The 21,026-nt window shown below is 42.1% G+C and carries 16 protein-coding genes; 10 read left to right on the top strand and 6 right to left on the bottom strand.

Translation table 11 applies throughout. The features are described from left to right. Positions 1-145 precede the first annotated feature (145 nt). The 5 genes from IE130_RS14200 to IE130_RS07230 all read left to right on the top strand — a co-directional run bounded on the left by IE130_RS14200 (position 146) and on the right by IE130_RS07230 (position 8,024). Positions 146-2,167 (top strand): YadA-like family protein, encoded by a 2,022-nt coding sequence (locus IE130_RS14200; RefSeq protein WP_201574449.1) that lies wholly within the window; start codon positions 146-148, stop codon positions 2,165-2,167. Positions 2,168-2,320: 153 nt separating this feature from the next. Beyond that, positions 2,321-3,163 (top strand): hypothetical protein, encoded by an 843-nt coding sequence (locus IE130_RS07215; RefSeq protein ID WP_189583847.1) that lies wholly within the window; start codon positions 2,321-2,323, stop codon positions 3,161-3,163. Positions 3,164-3,679: 516 nt separating this feature from the next. Beyond that, positions 3,680-4,924 carry a DNA cytosine methyltransferase gene (locus IE130_RS07220; RefSeq protein ID WP_189583850.1) on the top strand — a complete coding sequence of 415 codons (1,245 nt, stop codon included), beginning with the start codon at positions 3,680-3,682 and terminating at the stop codon, positions 4,922-4,924. Further along, the gene (locus IE130_RS07225; protein ID WP_189583853.1) at positions 4,914-7,154 is read left to right on the top strand and encodes an ATP-binding protein; all 2,241 of its coding nucleotides are present in this window, start codon (positions 4,914-4,916) and stop codon (positions 7,152-7,154) included. Before IE130_RS07220 ends, IE130_RS07225 begins: the two co-directional genes overlap by 11 nt. A 15-nt stretch (positions 7,155-7,169) precedes the next feature. Continuing rightward, positions 7,170-8,024, top strand: coding sequence for a hypothetical protein (locus IE130_RS07230; protein ID WP_189583856.1), 855 nt, complete (start codon positions 7,170-7,172; stop codon positions 8,022-8,024). 58 nt (positions 8,025-8,082) lie between these two features. Here IE130_RS07230 and IE130_RS07235 read toward each other — a convergent pair whose 3' ends face one another. Next, positions 8,083-8,886, bottom strand: a complete 804-nt coding sequence (locus IE130_RS07235; RefSeq protein ID WP_189583859.1) for a crotonase/enoyl-CoA hydratase family protein — start codon at positions 8,884-8,886, stop codon at positions 8,083-8,085. 215 nt (positions 8,887-9,101) lie between these two features. Here IE130_RS07235 and IE130_RS07240 point away from each other — a divergent pair, with 215 nt between their 5' ends. Both IE130_RS07240 and rlmF read left to right on the top strand, forming a co-directional pair. Continuing rightward, the gene (locus IE130_RS07240; protein ID WP_189583861.1) at positions 9,102-9,818 is read left to right on the top strand and encodes a LysE family translocator; all 717 of its coding nucleotides are present in this window, start codon (positions 9,102-9,104) and stop codon (positions 9,816-9,818) included. 65 nt (positions 9,819-9,883) lie between these two features. Continuing rightward, a complete protein-coding gene (gene rlmF, locus IE130_RS07245; RefSeq protein ID WP_189583864.1) occupies positions 9,884-10,921 on the top strand; it encodes a 23S rRNA (adenine(1618)-N(6))-methyltransferase RlmF in 1,038 nt (345 codons plus the stop codon). A 129-nt stretch (positions 10,922-11,050) separates the two neighbouring features. Here rlmF and IE130_RS07250 read toward each other — a convergent pair whose 3' ends face one another. From IE130_RS07250 to dnaA, 5 genes are all read right to left on the bottom strand, one after another. Next, positions 11,051-11,677: a manganese efflux pump MntP gene (locus tag IE130_RS07250; protein ID WP_189583867.1), complete on the bottom strand. Its 627-nt coding sequence runs from the start codon at positions 11,675-11,677 to the stop codon at positions 11,051-11,053. Between the two features lie 264 nt (positions 11,678-11,941). Further along, complete coding sequence (gene gyrB / locus IE130_RS07255; protein WP_227669968.1) at positions 11,942-14,587, bottom strand: DNA topoisomerase (ATP-hydrolyzing) subunit B; 2,646 nt, start codon at positions 14,585-14,587, stop codon at positions 11,942-11,944. Positions 14,588-15,087: 500 nt separating this feature from the next. Further along, the gene (gene recF / locus IE130_RS07260; RefSeq protein WP_189583870.1) at positions 15,088-16,302 is read right to left on the bottom strand and encodes a DNA replication/repair protein RecF; all 1,215 of its coding nucleotides are present in this window, start codon (positions 16,300-16,302) and stop codon (positions 15,088-15,090) included. Between the two features lie 196 nt (positions 16,303-16,498). After that, the gene (gene dnaN, locus IE130_RS07265; protein WP_189583873.1) at positions 16,499-17,674 is read right to left on the bottom strand and encodes a DNA polymerase III subunit beta; all 1,176 of its coding nucleotides are present in this window, start codon (positions 17,672-17,674) and stop codon (positions 16,499-16,501) included. A 205-nt stretch (positions 17,675-17,879) separates the two neighbouring features. Then, complete coding sequence (gene dnaA, locus IE130_RS07270; RefSeq protein WP_189583876.1) at positions 17,880-19,325, bottom strand: chromosomal replication initiator protein DnaA; 1,446 nt, start codon at positions 19,323-19,325, stop codon at positions 17,880-17,882. A gap of 579 nt (positions 19,326-19,904) precedes the next feature. On the opposite strand from dnaA, the gene rpmH reads away from it, so the two are divergent. The 3 genes from rpmH (at position 19,905) to yidD (ending at position 20,973) form a co-directional block, all read left to right on the top strand. After that, positions 19,905-20,039: a 50S ribosomal protein L34 gene (gene rpmH, locus IE130_RS07275; RefSeq protein ID WP_007394757.1), complete on the top strand. Its 135-nt coding sequence runs from the start codon at positions 19,905-19,907 to the stop codon at positions 20,037-20,039. Positions 20,040-20,225: 186 nt separating this feature from the next. Then, entirely contained in the window at positions 20,226-20,597 is a 372-nt protein-coding gene (gene rnpA, locus IE130_RS07280) for a ribonuclease P protein component (protein ID WP_189583879.1), read from the top strand. Between the two features lies 1 nt (position 20,598). Beyond that, positions 20,599-20,973, top strand: a complete 375-nt coding sequence (yidD, locus tag IE130_RS07285) for a membrane protein insertion efficiency factor YidD (RefSeq protein ID WP_189583882.1) — start codon at positions 20,599-20,601, stop codon at positions 20,971-20,973. Positions 20,974-21,026: the final 53 nt, after the last annotated feature.

Here is a 21,026-nt window from a genome sequence, read left to right on the forward strand (position 1 = left end):
GGTTAGAAATTAGTGTTACAGTCATATTAACGTACTCTAATATATCATCAAATCATTTATATCAGAGCATGTCGATAATCCAAGGAAGATGATTTATCAAACCACCTATTAAGCCAAAGATGGCTTTTTTAAAAGGATTAAAATTATGGAAATGGACTTCTCAAAACGCTCAGCACTCAAGCTTAGCTCACTCACATTAGCAGTTGCCGCAGCAACACTGGTATCAGTTTCTGCCTTCGCTGACACAAACCCAAATTGTAATACAAATGCTGGCAATCCAACCGCTCTAGAGTGCGGTGTTAACGCTGCTGCGACGGGCATAGATGCGCTCGCTGTGGGTACAGACTCAGTTGCAACTGGCAATTCTACTACTGCTGTGGGTGGTGAGTCAGTAGCGACAGGTCCAGGTTCTACCGCACTTGGCTGGCAATCCTCTTCTGTTGAGCGTGCTACGGCTGTTGGTCACTTAGCGACCGCCCAAGGAATCCGCTCAGTTGCCATCGGTGAAAATGCTGACGCACAAACCAACCTTTCTACCGCCATCGGTAATGAATCAATTGCCAATGGTACGGACGCTTTGGCAATTGGTGATACAGCCAATGCAACAGGCAATTCAACGACTGCCATAGGCGGTGAATCAGAAGCGACTGGCCCTGGCGCAACCGCAATCGGTTGGCAGGCTATTACTCAAGGAAATCGCTCAACAGCACTTGGACACCAGACTTCTGCAATCGGTGTTCAGTCAGTAGCTGTTGGCGAAGATGCGTCAGCTACAGGCAATGGTGCAATCGCTATTGGCGGTAACAACGACGTAAACGCCGACGGAGTCTTAGATGAAGATGGTGTTGGCTCAAACGCCAATGGTAACGATGCTGTAGCAATTGGTGCTGCTGCTAGTGCTCAAGGAAATTCTACTACTGCTGTGGGTGGTGAGTCAGTAGCGACAGGTCCTGGTGCAACCTCTATCGGTTGGCAGTCAAAAGCAACTGCCGAACGTGCGCAAGCATTCGGTCATTTAGCCAATGCAAGCGGTGTACGCTCTACAGCAGTTGGTGAGGCAGCCGCTGCTCAAGGCGAAGCGTCGGTAGCGTTAGGTAATAAATCCGTGGCAGGTGGCACCAACGATACTGTCGCCATCGGTAACGCGGCAAACGCAGGCATGAACTCAGCCACTGCAGTCGGTGGTCAAGCCAATGCAGCAGGATTGGGTTCTACCTCTATCGGTTGGCAGTCAAAAGCCACTGCCGAACGCGCGCAAGCATTTGGTCACTTAGCCTCTGCGACTGGCCTGCGTTCAACGGCAGTCGGTGAAGCGGCCAGCGCTGAGTCAGACAACGCCATCGCTATCGGTAACAACTCAGTCGCTTCGGGCCTTGACGGGGTGGCGATTGGTGGAGACAGAAGTGGTGTACGTCAGACGACTGCTTCTGGCACTTCTTCAACCGCTGTCGGTGCGCAAGCTCAAGCCACTCAAGCAGGGTCTACCGCAGTAGGTTGGCAATCAACTGCAAGCGCCGAACGCGCGCAAGCTTTCGGTCACTTAGCATCAGCAACAGGGGTACGCGCTACGGCAGTAGGCGAAGCGGCAGCAGCGCAAGGTGATTCTTCTGTAGCGGTAGGTAATAAATCTAGTGCTAGCGGCGCAAATGCTATCGCTATCGGTAATGGTGCAACAGCAGCAAGCGACAACCAAATCGTCTTAGGTAATGCCGGTCAATTACAGGCCAGTACAGGATCACAGTCAGGCGCAACCAACATAGTCACTACCGATGCCAATGGCACGTTAGGCGCTAGCGTCTCTGTCAACTCTTTGGCTACTGCAAACCAGCTAGCCAACACGGATGCTCAAGTCGCCAACTTAGGCACAGCCTCAGTTAGCAATGCGAGACAAATTAACGATTTGCGCAACGAGTACAACCGTCAAGAAGATCGCTTAGATGAAGCGGAAGACGGTATCGCAATGGCGCTAGCGCTCGAGACACCAGTCATTCCTTCAGGCAAACGCTACGCCATGACCATTGGCACAGGCTATTATAATAGTGGCTCAGCACTGAGCACCTCATTTGCTGGACGCGTGAATGACAGCATGACGATCTCAGCGGGTGCAGGATTTGGTCTGGATACTGGAAAAGTCGGGGCACGTGGCGGAGTAACCTTCGCTTGGTAAATGGCGCAAAAATATCGACTCAACCAATCGCTATTTAACTCAATAAAACCTCGCGATTGCGGGGTTTCTTGCGGTATGTCTATTTTACTTATTACTGCACCTACTCTTTAATCACACCAACCAGCCTTTTGGGCTTTTAAAAAGGATTTACTCATGAAAATGGACTTTCTACTACAATCAACACTAAAAATTAGTGCGCTTACCCTAGCCATTGCCGCGACCTCTGCATGCACTGCTATGGCAACAGGCGCTGAGGCTCAACCTGTTACTGCAAACGCTCAAATGATGGCAAACGCTAACCTTACTGCCATTACTTTAGGCAATAGTGCTATGTCTAGCGGCACTAACGACACAGTTGCTATCGGTAATATGGCCAATGCAGGTCTGAACTCCGCAACCGCTGTCGGTGGTCAAGCCAATGCCGCAGGCCTAGGCTCAACGTCTATCGGTTGGCAGTCAAAAGCCACTGCCGAACGCGCGCAAGCCTTTGGTCACTTAGCCAATGCTAGCGGTGTTCGCTCTACCGCAGTCGGTGAAGCCGCCATGGCTGGTGGCACCAATGACACCGTCGCTGTCGGTAACAAAGCCAATGCAGGTCTAAACTCCGCAACCGCTGTCGGCGGCGAAGCCAATGCCGCAGGTCTAGGCTCAACCTCTATCGGTTGGCAGTCAAAAGCCACTGCCGAACGCGCGCAAGCATTTGGTCATATAGCCAACGCTAGCGGTGTTCGCTCTACCGCAGTCGGAGAAGCGGCAGCCGCACAAGGTGCAAACTCGGTCGCTCTAGGCAATAAATCTATGGCTGGCGGCATGAATAGCATCGCTATCGGTAACGGAGCAATGGCAGCCAAGACTAATCAAGTCGTCTTAGGCAGCGCTGGACAGGTGCAATCGAGTACGACCTCACAGTCAGGCACGGTCAGAATCGTCACTATCGATGACAACGGCACGTTAGGTACTATGATGGTTGACTACTATAAAAAATCAGCTAAATAATTATAGTTGAGTGGTTAATACTGACGCTGGTGTAGTTATAGTCAGTCATACTAGATAAAACGAAAACCTCGCGATTGCGAGGTTTTTTTGGTTGGTATGTTTGGTTTGCTTGATGGTATTTTGAAGTGCTGCGTTAGATTTCGTGGTTATCAGAGCTACTATGAAGTGGGAGCCAATCCTGCCATCCGCTATTATCTGCTTGAATAGGCGTGGCGCGGCAACGGTTTGGGTCATTCCTGTTTGGTCACGAGACCGCCCCAAAACCTAGCCTTCGCAACACGCCTATTCAAGCAGGATAGCCGCTACTGTCAGGGCTAGCGGTTACATCATATTCTTGCTTATAGCTGTCGTGATCGAAACTGCTAACTACATTTGTACCAACCTCCTGGACTAAAAACTAATTTTGTGACATGCTTGACAATATAGCGAAATATTGAATTAAACCGTGTACTAATAGCGCCTTAATTCATATAATCTCTATATTACTTTAATATTGTTCATAAAACAGGCGTCTAAATGTCATTTAAAGTGCTAGATTTATTCTCAGGTGCGGGCGGAATGGCTGAAGGCTTTCTTCAGGCTGGTTTTGTCATACCTTATGCAAGTGATATCAGTGAGCAAGCCAAAGAAACATATACAAACCGTCATAAACAGTTAGGCCACGATATTAATTTTTTTCAAGGTGATATCAATGAATTGAAAATATCAGAAAATTTAAATAATTTTCTTGGTAACGATATAAACAACATTGATGTAGTGACAGGTGGGCCACCATGCCAAGGATTTAGCTTAGCTGGAAGACGAGACGAAAACGACACTCGAAATAAACTAATTCATAGCTATATTGAAGTACTTGAAACCGTTAAACCTAAGTATTTCGTAATGGAGAATGTATTAGGTATTCTATCATCTGAACTTAGTATTTTTGATGGGCTAGCAGATACCTATCAGAACGAGAAGCTAACTACAATTCTAGAGAAAGAATTTAAGCATATTGGCTACTCACATGTAGTACGTAAAGTTATGGACGCCAGTCAGTACGGCGTACCTCAGAAACGTATGAGGGTGATATTTTTAGGGACAAGAGATGATGTCTATCCTAAATTAAAACATCCAGAGCCAACATTAGACTATTTGAATTCCGCTCAATCCGCTATTGAAGATTTAGAGAGTATTGATATAGGTAAAAAGGTTTTACAATACAATAAGTCTGCTACCTCAAGCTATCAATTAGATTCTAGACAAGGTAGAACACCAAATATAGATGGAAAAACAATTGAAGCGACATCTCTTCACAATCATGAAGCTAGCCGACATACCGCGATTGTGACCGAGCGATTTAAGATTCTAAAGCCAGGCGAAAATATTCGCAATATGCTCGGCCGTCTCTCGTCTGAAAAGGCAAAAAAACTAGCTACCAAAAAGAATAACTGTAAAAAAATCATAGCTGAACAACCTTCACCAACTGTATTAACCTTACCAGACGACTTGGTTCATTATAAGAAAAATAGAATCATGACGGTTCGAGAAATGGCCCGACTTCAGTCATTTGATGATAGCTTTGAATTTTTAGGAAAGCGTACAACTGGTGGAAGTAGACGCAAAATTGAGACTCCTCAATATACGCTTGTAGGTAATGCTGTTCCACCACTCTTAGCCAAAGCAATTGGTAATGAAATAATGGCCTGTTTAGTTAAGTCTAAATCAATTGATACTAAAAATAGCGAAGTAGCTTCAAAGGAGTTGTTGGATGAAGTTTAAAACAAGTTCTGGTATTAAGAGTATTGTCGGTAAAGACTTAATAACGGATCGTTATGTTGCCATATTTGAGCTCGTTAAAAACAGCTACGATGCTAGAGCTACGGAAGTAATTGTCTCTTTTAACACTTCTAATGATTCTGCAGAAGGTATTGGCTCATTAGATGATGGAAAGATTTACATTGTCGACAATGGTGTCGGAATGTCTAAGGATGATTTAGACAATAAATGGCTTAGACTCGCCTACTCAGATAAACAAGAAGGTTCTCTTGAAGAAGAAGATGCTGATAAAAATAGCTTCAGAGAGATCAAAAACCGTGTTCTAGTTGGTTCAAAAGGAATAGGTAGGTTTTCTAGCGATAGTTTAGGTTCAGTCATCACTATACGTACGAAGGTTAACTATGAAAATATTGAGCATCAATTAACTGTAAATTGGGATGATTTTGACAGAGATCTTAAAACACTATTTGAAGATGTTAGCGTTGAGTATAAAGAAAGTAGTCAGTTATCTCGTTCTAATATAGATAGCTATACAATTATTGAAATTTCAAATCTTAGAAATACTTGGACAGAGGAACAGTTAGACGGTGTTACCGAAAAACTAAGACGGTTGAAGAATCCATTTATTGAAGATGATGATTTAGATATCTATTGTGGTGTCAATATATTCATATTGAACCAAAAGTACAACCTTAATAAATCTAACCTTATTTATAGTAACATTGCAAACGTACTCAAAGAAAAAAGTATTAATATAACTGCGTCTATAAACCGCTCAAATGAAGGGGAATATAAAACTACTATTGCGTTGCATGATAGAGGAAATCTAGTATATATAGTTGAGAAATCAGATGATTCAATTTTAACGCATGTTGATGAAATAGAAATCTCGGTAAACTACCTAACTACTAGTGCTAAATCTACATTTACGAGGCGTATGGGTATACAACCTGTAAATTACGGTAATATATTTGTCTACCGTAACGGGTTTCATGTTAGTCCTTACGGCGAAGAGCACTATGATATTTTTGGTTTAAACTTAAGGAAAACTCAGGGTTATAGTCGCTATTTAGCTACACGTGAGCTTATAGGTTTTATCAGTATAAAAGATAGTAAGAATCTATTTAAAGAGACTTCTTCAAGAAGTAATGGCTTCATTGAAAATGGTTACTTCAAAACTCTCGAAGAGTTTTACATGGATTTCATACAAAGACCTCTTGAACGCTATGTTCAGCTAATAAACTGGGGAGAGATTAAGAAGTCTGGAAAGGAAGTGCATTTAGAAGATGTTGATATAAAAGAAAATGAAAAAAACAATTTTAAAAAGTATATTTCTAGAGATAATTTTAAAGTTTTGAGTTTTAATTCGGAGTTGGATTTTGAAAAAAACAAACCTGAAAAAATAATTGAGCGTATTTCTGAAAGTATTAACAACCCTAAGCCAGACAAAAATAAATTAGATGATGATACTAAAACTCTGAGTAAGCAAATTAGAGACTTAAAAAAAGAGAACACTGAAACCGGGAAGAAAGCTGTTAAAACTGAGCGTAAAGCAGATCTACTTGAAGCTCAAAATAAGAATTTAGTTGAAAAACGCGATGGGGTTTCTTATGGAGAACAAATAACTCATCATTTTACAATATTGGCTGAAAATTTAGATTATGCGTTAGATGATCTTTTAGATATTAAAAAAAATATTGAGGAAAGTGATAAAGAAAAATTCCTTAGTGCTATAGAAGGTATTAGATCAACGAAGCTAGAAATGGAAGTGTTTAGATATCTACTTCTAGGTACTAATTTTGATTTGAAAGCACCAGATATTATTAATTGGTACGAAATTACAGACTGGTATTTAAATAAAGGTGGTAGACGCACTTACTATGATAACTTTAAATCTAGCTGTAATATAATGGCAGATGATAAAAGTGAATGGTTAATAGACTCAAGTCATACTGACTTAGTAATGATGATTGAGAATTTTTATAGAAATGCTTTTGAACATGGAGCTTCTTTCATAGATTTTACTTACTATAAAAATCGCCTTGAAATAACTAGTGATTCTGAACTCATTGATGAATCACTTGTGGAAACGATATTTGAGTTAGGTTTTTCTACGAAAAAAAATGGCACAGGAATAGGGTTATCTCAAGTAAAAAGTTTTTTACTTGATATCGATTTTCAAGTTACAGCTGAAAATACAAATAAATTAGTATGTTTTACTATTTTGAAATAGTCTTAGGATTTCTTTATGCGTTTGGATTTTAACTATATTATAGTCGATGATGATCTTAAAAGATCAAGTAGACAAAGGCGTGTGAAAGAACTCGAAGATAGAATAAATAAGAAGATAATAAGTAAAGGGCTCAATCCTAAGCCCAAATTATATAAGAGTTTAGAAGATTTTTATCGAGATGAATCTAATTTGGATGTTAATAGATACGATTTGTATTTAAGCGATAATAATCTAGGTAATAGTGGTAATACTGTCCAACAAGAGCATGCAAATGATGGTATCGAGCTTTATTTAGCCCTGCATTCAAAGTTCCTATGCGATTTTATTTTATATACTGGATCAACTCAAGATGTAATTATTGATAGATTAATACATCATCTAAAAGATAAAAAAGATCCAGGCTTATTTACTAGGTTTACATTCGTCAGTCGTTCATCTGATCGCAATGTTGACTGGCGAGGTAGTATATTAAGTGTTATTGACTATATAATTTCAAGTCGTGAAGAAATGAATACAATGAGAGGTTTTTATGCCCAGCTAACCTCTCAAATACATTCTTATCTAAAAAACGAGTTTAATAATGAGTTAGATTTTAGTCCAGCAATAAGTTGCTTAAATAGACAAAAATATAAGTATAATTTTACGAATGTCGATATAAATAAATTACACGAGATTCGCAAGATAAGAAATGGACTAATGCATCAGGATGAACGAAAATGCGAAACTAAACCTCATACTTACTATTTAATATATTATGAAGATAATGCAAATACGATTGAAAGAAGAATTTATCTTGAAGATTTTGATACTATAAGAAAAGAATTAAGAGATATGCATGAGAAAATTTGTACTGCATTTAATATTGTATGATTTGATTGAATGAGAAATATAGATTTTGCTATATTCCTCATTCAATCAAAGGGTTATCTTACCTCCCCTTAAACTCAGCCTCACGCCTTTCAACCATCGCCATCACACCCTCTTTCGCATCTTCTGAATGAAACAGCGGCGGCAGATAACTATGGATATTCGCCAATGCAGTTGCAGCCCCATTGCGACTGGCATCTTGCGCTGAAGATAAAGCACCTCTCACACCTAAAGGCGCGGCTTTACAAATCTCTTCTGCCAACGTCAATGCCCGATCGTACTCAGACCCATTAGCCACCACTTCGCTGACCAAATTCAGTCTATCAGCCGTTTGCGCATCAAATGCCTTACCAGTAAGTAGATACGGCATGGCTTTTTGCCAGCCTGCTGCTGCGACAAAACGTACCGTCGCACCGCCAAATGGCATGATGCCGCGCTGGACTTCCATTTGGGCAAAGTTGCAGTTATCACTAGCGATGACCACATCACTATTAAGCATCAGCTCGATAGCCACAGTAAAGCACGTACCTTTCACTGCCACCACAACAGGCTTAGTACGCAATTTCCCACTAATGCCCCACGGGTCGATTTGGTTATCGTCAAACTCAAACACACCGTCATTTAGCTTGTCTTGCAGCTCGACCAAATCCAGACCTGCAGTAAAATGATCTCCATGAGCAAATATTAAGGCACAGCGTAAATTATCATCATCTTCATAGCGAGTGAGCGCTTCAGATAACTGTGCAATCATATGACTGTCAAAGGCGTTGCGTTTATCGGCACGATTTAGCCCGATCAGGCAAATATGGCCGTCTGTTTCTTGGGTAATTCGATTGTCTGTGCGGTTATTATTTTCCATAGTCATGGTCTTGTCCTTTTTAGAATGCTAGTTTGCAGGGTTCACCCTATGCCAAATCAATATTGCTAAAGATTTATTCGACTTACTTTTAATATAGACATACGCCCTCTGCAACGCAAGCACCGTTTTCGCGTTGATGAATAGCTGACATCAATATTAGTTGACCTGATTTGCGATAAGTGCAACTATTATTCAAACTAAGACATGACTCAGAGCATTTTATGGAATTTTGGCACGGTTTTTTGCTGATCACTAGCGTTCATCTACTCGCTGCTGCCTCTCCAGGGCCTGATTTTGTCTTGGTATCACAGCAGACATTGGCAAAAGGTCGGCGCACAGGTTTGATTTGTAGCCTTGGCATTACCTTGGGTCTTGCTGTACACATTATCTATTCGGTGCTGGGACTGGCAACAGTGATCGCTCATTCACAGCCGCTATTGACCGCTATTAAATGGTTGGGTGGTAGCTACCTGATTTATCTCGGATGGCAAGGTATTCAAGCCAAACCGAAAAAATCATTAGATTTAGCAGCTTCAGAAAATGTACGCATTGATGTTCCACAAGCCGCGACTACCGAGCAAGCACAGCTGCTTTCCACCAAAAAACCTTTTATTAATAGAGACTCAACTATTAATAGCGACTCAACTTTCGCCATTCTACGTCGTGGCTTTTTTTGCAATGTATTTAACCCAAAAGCGCCGGTTTATTTTGTGGCGATATTTACCCTCGTATTGTCACCTGACATACCGCTTTGGCAGTTAGCAATCTATGGCGTATGGATGATGGTCTTGCAGATGGCATGGTTTAGCACGGTGGTGATGTTACTTTCTATCCCTGTGATTCATCGCCGCTTTCAACGCTTTGAGCATTGGATAGACCGCGTCTTGGGTACAGCGATGATTGTATTGGGATTAAATCTTATCTTACGTAGCCGATAAGACCTTCGTTACATGCAAAATCTGCTAAAATGGTGCATTATATTCAAACATCAAAGCCCGATACTATGACCAGTAAGCCTATGAACCGTCGCCCGACCGCCAACAATCACAGAAACAGATCGCCTGAGACTGCTAAAAAACTCGGTCAGCTACATCCGCGCAATCCGCACCAAGGTCGCTATGACTTTGCGGTATTGACCCGTGCCTTGCCAGAGCTTGCCAAGCATACGATTACCAATCCTAATGGCGAGCCAACGATTAACTTCTCTGATCATCAAGCGGTAAGAGTGCTTAATCAGGCGCTATTGGCCCATTATTATGGCGTCAAGTTTTGGGACATTCCTGAAGGTTACCTATGTCCACCGATTCCGGGACGCGCAGATTACATTCACTATGTTGCCGACTTACTTGCGCAAACCAGTCATACCAATGACGATAACCTCCCGCCAACGGGCAAAGAAATCCACGCTTTAGATATCGGTACGGGTGCCAGCGCCATTTATCCGATTATCGGTAGTCAAAGTTATGGTTGGCGCTTTACCGCGAGCGATATCGACCCTATTTCGGTCAATACCGCAGCGTTAATTTGCGATGCCAATCCAAAGTTAAAAGGCGCGGTGAAAGTTAAGCTGCAACCTAACCCAAAAAAGTTTTTTGCAGGCATCATCGGTCGTCAAGATTACTTCGATGTGGTCGTGTGCAACCCTCCGTTCCATGCTTCATTAGAAGAGGCGATGGAATCCAATACTCGCAAGCAGCATAATTTGCAAAGACATCGTGGTAAGAACGAAAGCGAGCAAGTAAGCCGTAGCTCAACGAAATCTGGCAATGCCGCACAAAACTTAAACTTCGGCGGTCAGCATAAAGAGCTATGGAGTGAAGGCGGCGAGATTACCTTTTTAACTAAGATGATAAAAGAGAGCCAAGACTTTGCCGAGCATGTTGGCTGGTTTACTAGCTTGGTATCAAAATCTGAAAATGTTAAGCCTTTACAACTATTGTTAAAGCAGCTCGATGTCACACAGATGCGCATTATTGAGATGAGCCAAGGACAGAAAAACACTCGTATATTGGCATGGCGTTTTAACACTGACGAAGAGTAGCAGCTACCGTTTTTAATTCTTAAAGTTTCACGTGAAACAAAAAAAGCACCGCTCTGGAACCCAGAGCGGTGCTTTTTATTGAGAATAATGAGATAGTGATACATTGATTTTATTTAGGTCTAACGATAGCTAAAAAAACATCACCTTTAGCCCAATCGCAATCAGTACAAATCCACCTAATGCCTCTGCTTTATCCTCTAACCATGTGCCAGAGCGCCAGCCTAAATAAACACCGAACAGCCCAAATACAGCAGTGACTACAGCGATAATTAAACAAGCCAACCAAGCATTCAACGCCAATAAATTAAGCGTAAACCCTGCCGCCATGGCATCAATACTAGTAGCAATAGCGAGCGTAAGCATAGTGCGATGATTGATATGGTTGTTTGCAGTATGAATGACTGCCACTTCGTCACCAGCCGTATCAATATCATGGGCTTTTAGATGAAGCGCACTGTCTACCGCATCCTCCCCATCGCCAGCAAACACCTCATACAGCATTTTGCCACCGAGACCGATCAGTATAATGCCACCGATCCAAGGTGCAGCAGCAGCCAGCCAACCTAAAAGTGCCGCGCCTAACAAATAGCCAATAAGCGGCATAATACCCTGCGCAACACCAAAATATAAACCCGCATAGACAGCTAAACGCAGCAAATATTGCTTGCTCTGTTTTTGCGACTTAGCACCCAGCCCAATCGCGACGGCAAATGCATCCATGGCTAGAGCAACAGCAAGTAGCACGACTTCAATCATTTTATTTTTTCACTTATGCTAATAATTTATAACTGAGACAGTTTAATGAAGGTTTATAGTCGTTTCAATTTAAAAAGACTACAATGCTGCTGAAATAAATTTTTCGAAGCCTCTAGAGTGCGCAGCGCACAGCGAGCGAGAAAATTTTATATCAGCAGGATATTATTTTTGATTAAGTTTCACGTGAAACAATCTTAACATTAAAAAACCACCGCATTGATTACCAAAGCGGTGGTTTTTTAGTAAGTCACAATATTATGCTATTTAAATATCTAGGTTAGAAACCGTTAACGCATTCTCTTCAATAAAGATACGACGTGGCTCGACATGATCGCCCATTAGGCAGGTAAACATATGATCCGCGGCGATGGCATCTTCGATAGTAACGCGTAGCATACGACGGTTTTCAGGGTCCATCGTCGTATCCCACAGCTGATCGGCGTTCATCTCCCCTAGCCCTTTGTAGCGCTGGATGGCTAGACCACGACGCGCATCAAGCATCATCTGCTGCCAGAGGTAATCAAAGTCACGGACTGGGATATCTTTGCTAGCGCCCGTAGTATTCTCGCGGCGGATAAACGCACTATCCTCAAGCAAAGTGTTCCATTCCGCCGATAAGCGTAGCAACTTGGTATATTCGCCTGAATTGATAAAGCTTGCATCTAGCAGATAATGATGGGCCAATTGATGCACATAAACCGTAATGCGAGGTAACCATTGTGCTTTAGCCGATAACGCTTCACCGTCAGAAGTGTCGCCATCTTCAGCTGCTACGGCAGGTTTCATACCCAATAAGTCTGCAGCGGCTGCATCCATATTTTTTGGTTGCGGCGCATGAATATTAATCAATTCAATCTCAGGGCTCAGATCACTACCGAAGTGCTCAAGCTGAGTTTGCATAGTCTCTTGCCACCCTTGCATAGCAGACTTATCGTAAGTCATGTCAGTGCTAAGCTTCGGCGTATGCGTTAAAGCATCCAAAATCACCGCTGGAAAACGAATTTGCAAACGGGCTTTGATCAGCTGCGTTTGGTTATAGTCGTTCAATAGCGTTTCTAACGCTTGCCCAGTAATCGCAGGTGCATCCTCACTGATATGTAGCTTGGTATTGTCAATCGTAGATGACAGTAGATACGCTTTAAGCGCTTCATCATCTTTTAGATACAGCTCTTGACGACCTTTTTTCACTTTATATAGTGGTGGCTGAGCGATATAAATATAGCCACGCTCGATCAGCTCTGGCGTTTGACGGAAGAAAAAGGTCAACAGCAAGGTACGAATGTGTGAGCCGTCAACGTCGGCATCGGTCATGATGATGATTTTATGATAGCGTACTTTATCAGGATTATATTCATCAGGGCCGATACCACAGCCAAGCGCGGTAATTAGGTTACCCACTTCCGCAGATGATAGCATTTTGTCAAAACGCGCACGCTCAACGTTTAGAATTTTACCTTTTAGTGGCAAAATCGCTTGAGTCTTACGGCTACGACCTTGCTTCGCTGAACCACCTGCAGAGTCACCCTCCACGATATATAGTTCTGAAAGCGCTGGATCTTTTTCTTGGCAATCGGCCAACTTACCAGGCAAACCGGCGATATCCAAAGTGGTCTTACGACGCGTCATTTCACGCGCTTTACGAGCTGCGTCACGCGCTCGTGCTGCATCAATGATTTTATTTGCAATGGCTTTACTAGCCGTTGGATTCTCTAACAAAAAGTCGTTGAATTTGTCATGCATTGCCGATTCAACAGCAGATTTTACTTCGCTTGAGACCAGCTTATCTTTGGTTTGACTAGAGAATTTCGGATCAGGCACTTTAACCGAGACAATTGCGGTCAGACCTTCACGCGCATCGTCGCCCGTCGCGGTCACTTTCTCTTTTTTAAATAAGTTTTCACGATCCATATAACTGTTTAGACAACGAGTCAATGCTGAACGAAAGCCTGATAAATGCGTACCACCATCGCGCTGCGGGATGTTGTTGGTAAAGCACAGTACCTTTTCGTTATAAGTATCTGTCCATTGCAGTGCCACTTCGACACTGATGCCGTCGTCTTGCTCACTATCAAAATGGAAGACTTCGTTGACGCCATCTTTGCCCGCATTAATATAGCTCACAAACTCTGACAATCCGCCTTTATGCTCAAACTCATGACGCTTATCGATACGCTCATCGGTCAAGACGATGCGTACACCTGAGTTCAAAAACGACAGCTCACGCAAACGCTTGGCTAAAATATCATATTCGAAGATAGTGCCAGTAAATACGTCGTTACTAGGGTAAAAGCGGATTTGAGTACCGGTTTTATCCGTTGCCTCCATTTGCTGAATGTCAGCATCAGGCACACCATCGGTATAAGTCTGATGGTAGTGATAGCCTTCACGCCAGATATTCATTTCCAGCTTTTTAGATAATGCGTTAACGACTGAGACGCCGACACCATGCAGACCGCCTGAGACTTTATAGCTGTTATCATCGAACTTACCGCCTGCATGCAGGACAGTCATAATAACCTGCGCCGCTGACACACCCTCTTCTGGATGGATATCGACAGGGACACCGCGACCATTATCCATGACACTGACCGACTCGTCTTCGTGAATGACGATATCGATCTGATCACAATGACCGGCCAACGCTTCATCGATAGAGTTATCCACTACCTCAAAGACCATATGATGCAAGCCAGTGCCGTCATCGGTATCACCGATATACATCCCAGGACGCACGCGCACGGCTTCTAAACCGCGTAAGACACGGATATCTTTGGAGCTATAATCAGAAGGTAAACTCTCAGGAACGGCGGCAGGGACAATCGTGTCAACGACAGTATCTGACACTGTAGCATCTGAAACTGTCGTATCGGCTGTCAATTGCTCGTAATCGGTAGGTAATGAATCACTCATGTGCATTCCTTAATCTAGCCATCATCAGCCCATCACGGGCGCACCATTACGGTGACGCCTCACGATGTTATCTTAGACTTAACGTTTTATGGTCAAAGTCTTTCATGCGTATTAGTAGCTAAATAGCGTTAGCTACAACTTTGTGGCGGGTCTTTAAAGACATAAAATTAGCGCTCATTTTTTTAATACTAGCTTCTGTTTTTTTGAACATTATTGAAGCCAAGTAAAATAAATAAAACGCATGTTTATCAGCCACTTAGAATTTTATAGATAATAAAAAAACTCTATATCACGCCATAAGATAACTTGCTGAGAATAGGACAAAAATAAAGCCCCATTTTAGCATTTTTTCCCTTCTAAGTCACTGTTTACTGGCAGTTTTATCACTATTCGTCAAGTATTTTAGGATAGTGAAAATTATGTTGGAATAAGGGTGGAATTTATAGATCAAATGCAGAGTTGACGACAAGGCAAGGAGGCAATAATATCAAAAATAATTGCTATTGGGCAGATGAGATTTGACCTTGTTTCACATGAAACATATTAGGTTCTGACCAGAATTTATTGACTAGCGGCACGATATCCTCGGTTAAACTGGTCATAAATACCTGACAAGGCAGCTGTGCTAGCGTTGACAATAAAATCTCAATCGCCCTATCATCCAGCTCTGCGGTGATATCATCTAACAGTACCACGGGTGTCACTCGTGATTTAAAATCATTGTTAGAGTTATCAGTACCTTTTTCAGTATTAAGTAGCAGCGGCAACTGTGATAAGCGCAATGCGGTGATCAATAGTTTCTTTTCACCACGCGACAATACATTAGCGGCCTGCTCTTTTAAAACGGGTAATTTCGTGTGCACATCGCCTTCTACTTTCGTGCTTTTAGTTAGCTGCCCTTCATGCATGGCTAGCGGCTCGCTAGAGCGCCAATGGACATGGATATCAGCACGGTGGTTACCGATGCGGGTATAGCCCAGCTGCAAATCCTGCTCTAAACGCTCATTAAGCTGCACATCGAGCGCAACATTGGTGTCGTAACCGGCGCTATAGCTCAAGCTTAATTGCTCCGCATAAGTAGGCAATAACTGAGCAATGCTTTGAGCAAAATAAGGCTGCCATTCGCTAAATATTCGTTCTCGATAGTGATGGATAAGCGCTGCATGATTGCTCAGACCTTTGTCCCATGCTTTTAGCTCAGCGAGTTGAACTTGGGTCAAATGACGCGATTTTTTTAGCAAACTATTGCGCTGTCTTAACAGGCGTTGATAAGCCACCCACTGCGGATGAAAGCCTTGTTTCATGTGAAACACCAACCAATCCAACAGCTGCCGACGACTGGCACTGCCCTGCTCTAACATGTCCATCGTAGAGGGATCTATCAATAGTGTGGGGAGCTGCTCGGTTAAGATGCTTTGATTGTAGACCGTGGTTTGATTAAGACGTAGTATCGTCGTCGCATCGGCTTGCTTTTGAATCGCTAAAGTACTGCTGTCACTGAGCTTAGCATGTACCGTCGCGTTGTCTTGATGATGCTGAATATAGCGTTTGGGCTGGTGATGACGAAAGCTTTTACCTCTTGATAATAAGAATATCGCTTCTAATAGCGAGGTTTTGCCACTACCATTCGCGCCGATAATGACGTTGCAAGCAGTGGCAGGTAGATTGACTTGGCTGAGGTTACGTAGGTGTGAGATTTGTAGACGTTCAATCATAATGTCGACAGCCGCCTATTTTCGCCACCTACATTTTAGCAGGCAAAAGTTTAATTAGTTAAAGATTTTTTGAGGTTGCAGATGTTAGTTTTGAATATAAAAACGGTCTTTAAAACAACGCTATAAAGATAGCGACACCGTCTAACAGGACAAGTGCCACGGTCTAACCAACAGTCTTCCGAAAAAACTAAAAACACTATATACGCATTGGCATAATGACATATTGATGGAATTCATCATTCAGCTGATTTACTAGCACTGAGGCGTTAGATTGGCTCATATGCATTTGCAAATCACCTTGGATGACACCTAGCACATCTTGCAAATAGGCGGCATTAAAGGACAGCTCCATCGGCTCCCCTTGATACTTAGCTTGTATCATCTCAACTGCTTCATCTTGCTCAGCGTTATTGGCGCGTACTTCTACCATACCGTCGCTGGCGAAATTAAACACCACGCCACGTGATTTTTCGTTACTCAAAATCGCGACACGGCGTAGCACATCCGTCATCTTCTCTTGATTAAACAAAGCCAATTTATCGGTATTGCTTGGCATGACACGGCGATAGTCAGGGAACTTACCGTCGATCAGACGCGCGGTAAAGGTAACCATTAGATTATCACTCACCTGCCCTGCACTATCCACCTCACCGAATGGCAAGCTTACTTGCAAAAACTCGCGACCGAAACTTAGCGTTACTGCGTTATCTTGATCACCTAGCATTTTACCAAGCTCAGAGGCCAAACGCTCAAGCTCAATCACCGCTTTGCGCGGCAGGATGGCTTGCATGTTCAGATCTGCACTCACATCAATAACACTACGCGCCAATGCCAGTCTATGTCCGTCAGTCGCAACGGTGGTTAGCTGCTGCTGTGAAACATCGAACAGCATACCAGTTAAATAATAACGGACATCTTGAATGGCCATGGCAAACTGGGTTTTATGAATCAAATCAGTAAGACGGCTACGGCTGATGGTCAACGGTGTGATGTTTTCAGGATTGCCCAAGCTTGGATAATCTTCGCTAGGCAATGTACCCAAGGTAAAACGGCTCTTACCACTGGTCAACAAACAGCGCTCGTTCTCTTGCGTGGCAAGACTGACTTGTGCTTGTGCTGGTAAAGATTTGCAGATATCTTTCAGCTTGGTCGCAGGTAAGGTGGTTGTCCCTGCTTCCACGCAAGCACCAGCAGGCAATTTCAACGTCGATGTCAGCTCTACCTCTAAATCAGAAGCGGTCAAAATAAGCGCTGACTCAGACAACTGTAGCTTGATATTACCCAAGATAACCATATTGTGGCGTTTGTCAGCGGCTTTGGCGATCAGGTTAATAGCTTTTAGTAACGACTCTCGATTAATCGATAATTGCATGCTTAGTTACTCTTATTTGAATGATTCTTTTTATATAAATGTAAAATAATGACTCAATAATACCTTGTCTACTGACGATAATCCATAAGGTATCTGTCTGTTGACACTCGCAATATTATAAACCATATCAGCCGACTAAAATATAGTGTAACCACAGCCTAAAAATAGTGCAGCCACACCCTAAATTTAGCGACTGCATACGCCTTTAACCTGCTTGTAACATCAGCGCAAGTGTCTTGTAATCCTTATCGAACGCAGGATCGGCGGCGCGCAGCTCATTAACTTTATCACAAGCATGCATCACCGTCGTATGATCGCGACCGCCAAAAGACTGTCCAATCTCCGGAAAGCTATCGCTGGTCAATTCACGTGATAATGCCATGGCTATTTGGCGTGGTCTAGCAATACTACGCGTGCGCTTACGGCCCATCATATCCTTGATAGTCACATCATAGTACTCAGCAACCACTTTACGAATATTATCCATATTCACGGCTTGGACACGCATTGCGACGATGTCTTTCAACGCATATTGCACCATTTCGAGAGTAATCTGTGCACCCGTCAAATTGGCATTGGCAAATACTTGATTTAGAGCACCTTCTAAACGCCGAACATTTGAAACCACATTTTGAGCGATGAATAATGCGCATTCTTTAGGCAGTGTCATGCCATGTGATGCCGCTTTTTTCTGCAATATTTGTACTCGTGTATCAATCTCAGGTGGATCAACAGCCACCGTCAAACCCCAAGAAAAACGGGATCTAAAACGTTCATCAAACTCCGTCATTTGCGAGGGATGACGATCTGATGCCAAAATCAGTTGCTTGTCACCACTGGTAAAATCTGCAAATAACGTTAAAAACTCATTACTACTTTTAGTCTTTCCTGCTAAGACATGAATATCATCTACAATCAATAAATCTACTTTTTTTATTTTCTTTTTAAAATCTTCTATTTTATTATTTCTTAATGAATAAACCAATTGATTAATAAATTTTTCAGAAGTGAAATAATAAAAACTTTGATTATTTTTTAAATAGCGATGTGCTACCGAATGCATTAAATGCGTTTTTCCCAATCCTGAAGGGCCATATATAAATAAAGGATTATGACGGTTTTTTGACTGGCGTTTACCAAGCTCATAACAAGCTTTATACGCCAGATTATTAGACTTACCAGTAACAAAAGTCTCAAAGGTAAAGTCAGGGTTTAGATAGCTCAAAGATTTGGCATCAGCAGAGTCTACTAAGGCAGCGTGACGCATGTTGGCATCGATATCTGCACGCGCATTATTCTGATGTATAGATTCAAATTTGTGCTCGGCAGGGGTAGGGGAGGGTTTGTCCTCTACAAATAGCGAACCTGATTGTGACTGATTATTTTCATCTGACTCTCGACCCGCATTGTCGACCCGCACGATCACTTCTTCGATAACACCTTGACTGTGCTTAGCCACCAGTTGCTGGATATCTTGCAGATGGTTTTTTTTGATATACGTCACAAAATAATCGTTAGGCGCAAGAATGATCAGCGTTTGTGCTTCTTGATGGGCTGACAAAGGTCTTAACCACATAGTAAATACATTATCTTTGACGTTATAACGTAGGTCGTTTAGACATTTATCCCAAATAGTTGCTGTATCTATCATGAAAAACAATAACCCCATAATCCGAAATAATAAAGGTGCCTAAACGGCATAATTGGTCGACCAGCATCCGATATTGTCGCTGAGTACTATCTCAAAAAAACCATTAGAGAATACGCCAAAATCATATATCAAGCAGGGGGCTAATCTAACACAAATACCCTGTGGATAACATCCTGTTTTTTGTGGATAAGACTGTGGATAGTTTTGTGGATAAGTCAATAACCCAAGTTATCCATATTTCACCCACAGGTTATCCACAGGTTTACCCATAGTCTAGTATTTTGATAATAAAGGATAAATAAGACTTAACCCCAGATAATCGTGCTCCCAATAACAACAATATTTATATATATTAATCATTAATTATTATAGAGCACGACGATTTCTGTGGATAACTTTATGAAATTAAGACTGAGATCAGCCAGTCAGTAACTAATAAATTAATGGAATTCTGCAGTTCAGTTGAAAGAATTTAATCATCACGTTGACAACAAAAAATTAGTTTATTGACCAAAATACAATGCAATGGTATAATCCTCCGTTATTACGAATTTAGTCCATTATTTTGATAGGTGAGTTATGAAACGTACATTCCAACCAAGCGTGATCAAGCGTAAACGTACTCACGGTTTCCGTGCTCGTATGGCAACTAAAAAAGGCCGTCAGGTCTTAGCTCGTCGCCGCGCTAAAGGACGTCATCGTCTTACTGTATAATTACTAGATAACGATAAGCATGGCTAATAGTGCTTGTTGTGTTTCTATTGTTTATAGATTGCGATAGTCAATCATCACAACTGACACGTAGCCGTATATCAAAAGCGCCCAAATAGGCGCTTTTTTTGTCTCTATATTTTATGGTTATTTCTGATATTGTCACCAGCTCTTATACTAGGTTGTACTATGTCCACTACTGTTCCAGCTACATCGACTGCCCGCTTCACCAAAGCACAACGCCTGCTAACGCCTGCGGCTTTCCGTGAAGTGTTTGACGCTCCTGAGCGTAAGCTACACCAAAGCCATCTCATGGCTTTTGTACGCACCAATACGCATGAGCAGCCTCGAGTCGGTATGGCGATTACCAAGCGTAAAGTACCTACTGCGGTCGCTCGAAATTTAATAAAACGTCAAATACGTGAGCAGTTTCGCGTAAAGTCTTCAATGTTAGAAAATAAAGATATTGTTTTTATTGTAAAAAAATCAATTAAAGAATTAGGTAACAAAGAATTAAAAAATGAAATAATTAATATTTTTAAAAAAATAGAAAAAAAATAAAATGAATTTAATTTATAAAAAAATAAAATTTTTGTTATATTATTTTTTTTATTACATTATTGTTATTTATCAAAAAATGATAAGCCCAATCATTCCTGCCCGTTGCCGATATTATCCAACGTGTTCTAATTATGGCAAACAAGCTTTAGCGTGGCATGGAGTGCGAAGAGGCAGTTGGCTATTGTTAAAACGTATTGGGCGCTGTCACCCATTAGGTGGCCATGGTATTGATTTTGTGCCTCTGCCCTTAGCGGCTTATAATTACCAGTATTTGCCCTCTACTAAGTTGGGCAATTCTAAAAACTCTGGCTTTGGGGTGTATCGAGACGATAAGAGTTATGTGAGCCGCTTAAACTATTTGCTGAAGACCACCTAAAATAGGTGCTCGACTGGCTGTTTTGTTAGGTCTTCAGAGTTACCCACAAGTTA

This window comes from Psychrobacter glaciei, from assembly GCF_014652895.1.
Lineage (GTDB): Bacteria > Pseudomonadota > Gammaproteobacteria > Pseudomonadales > Moraxellaceae > Psychrobacter > Psychrobacter glaciei.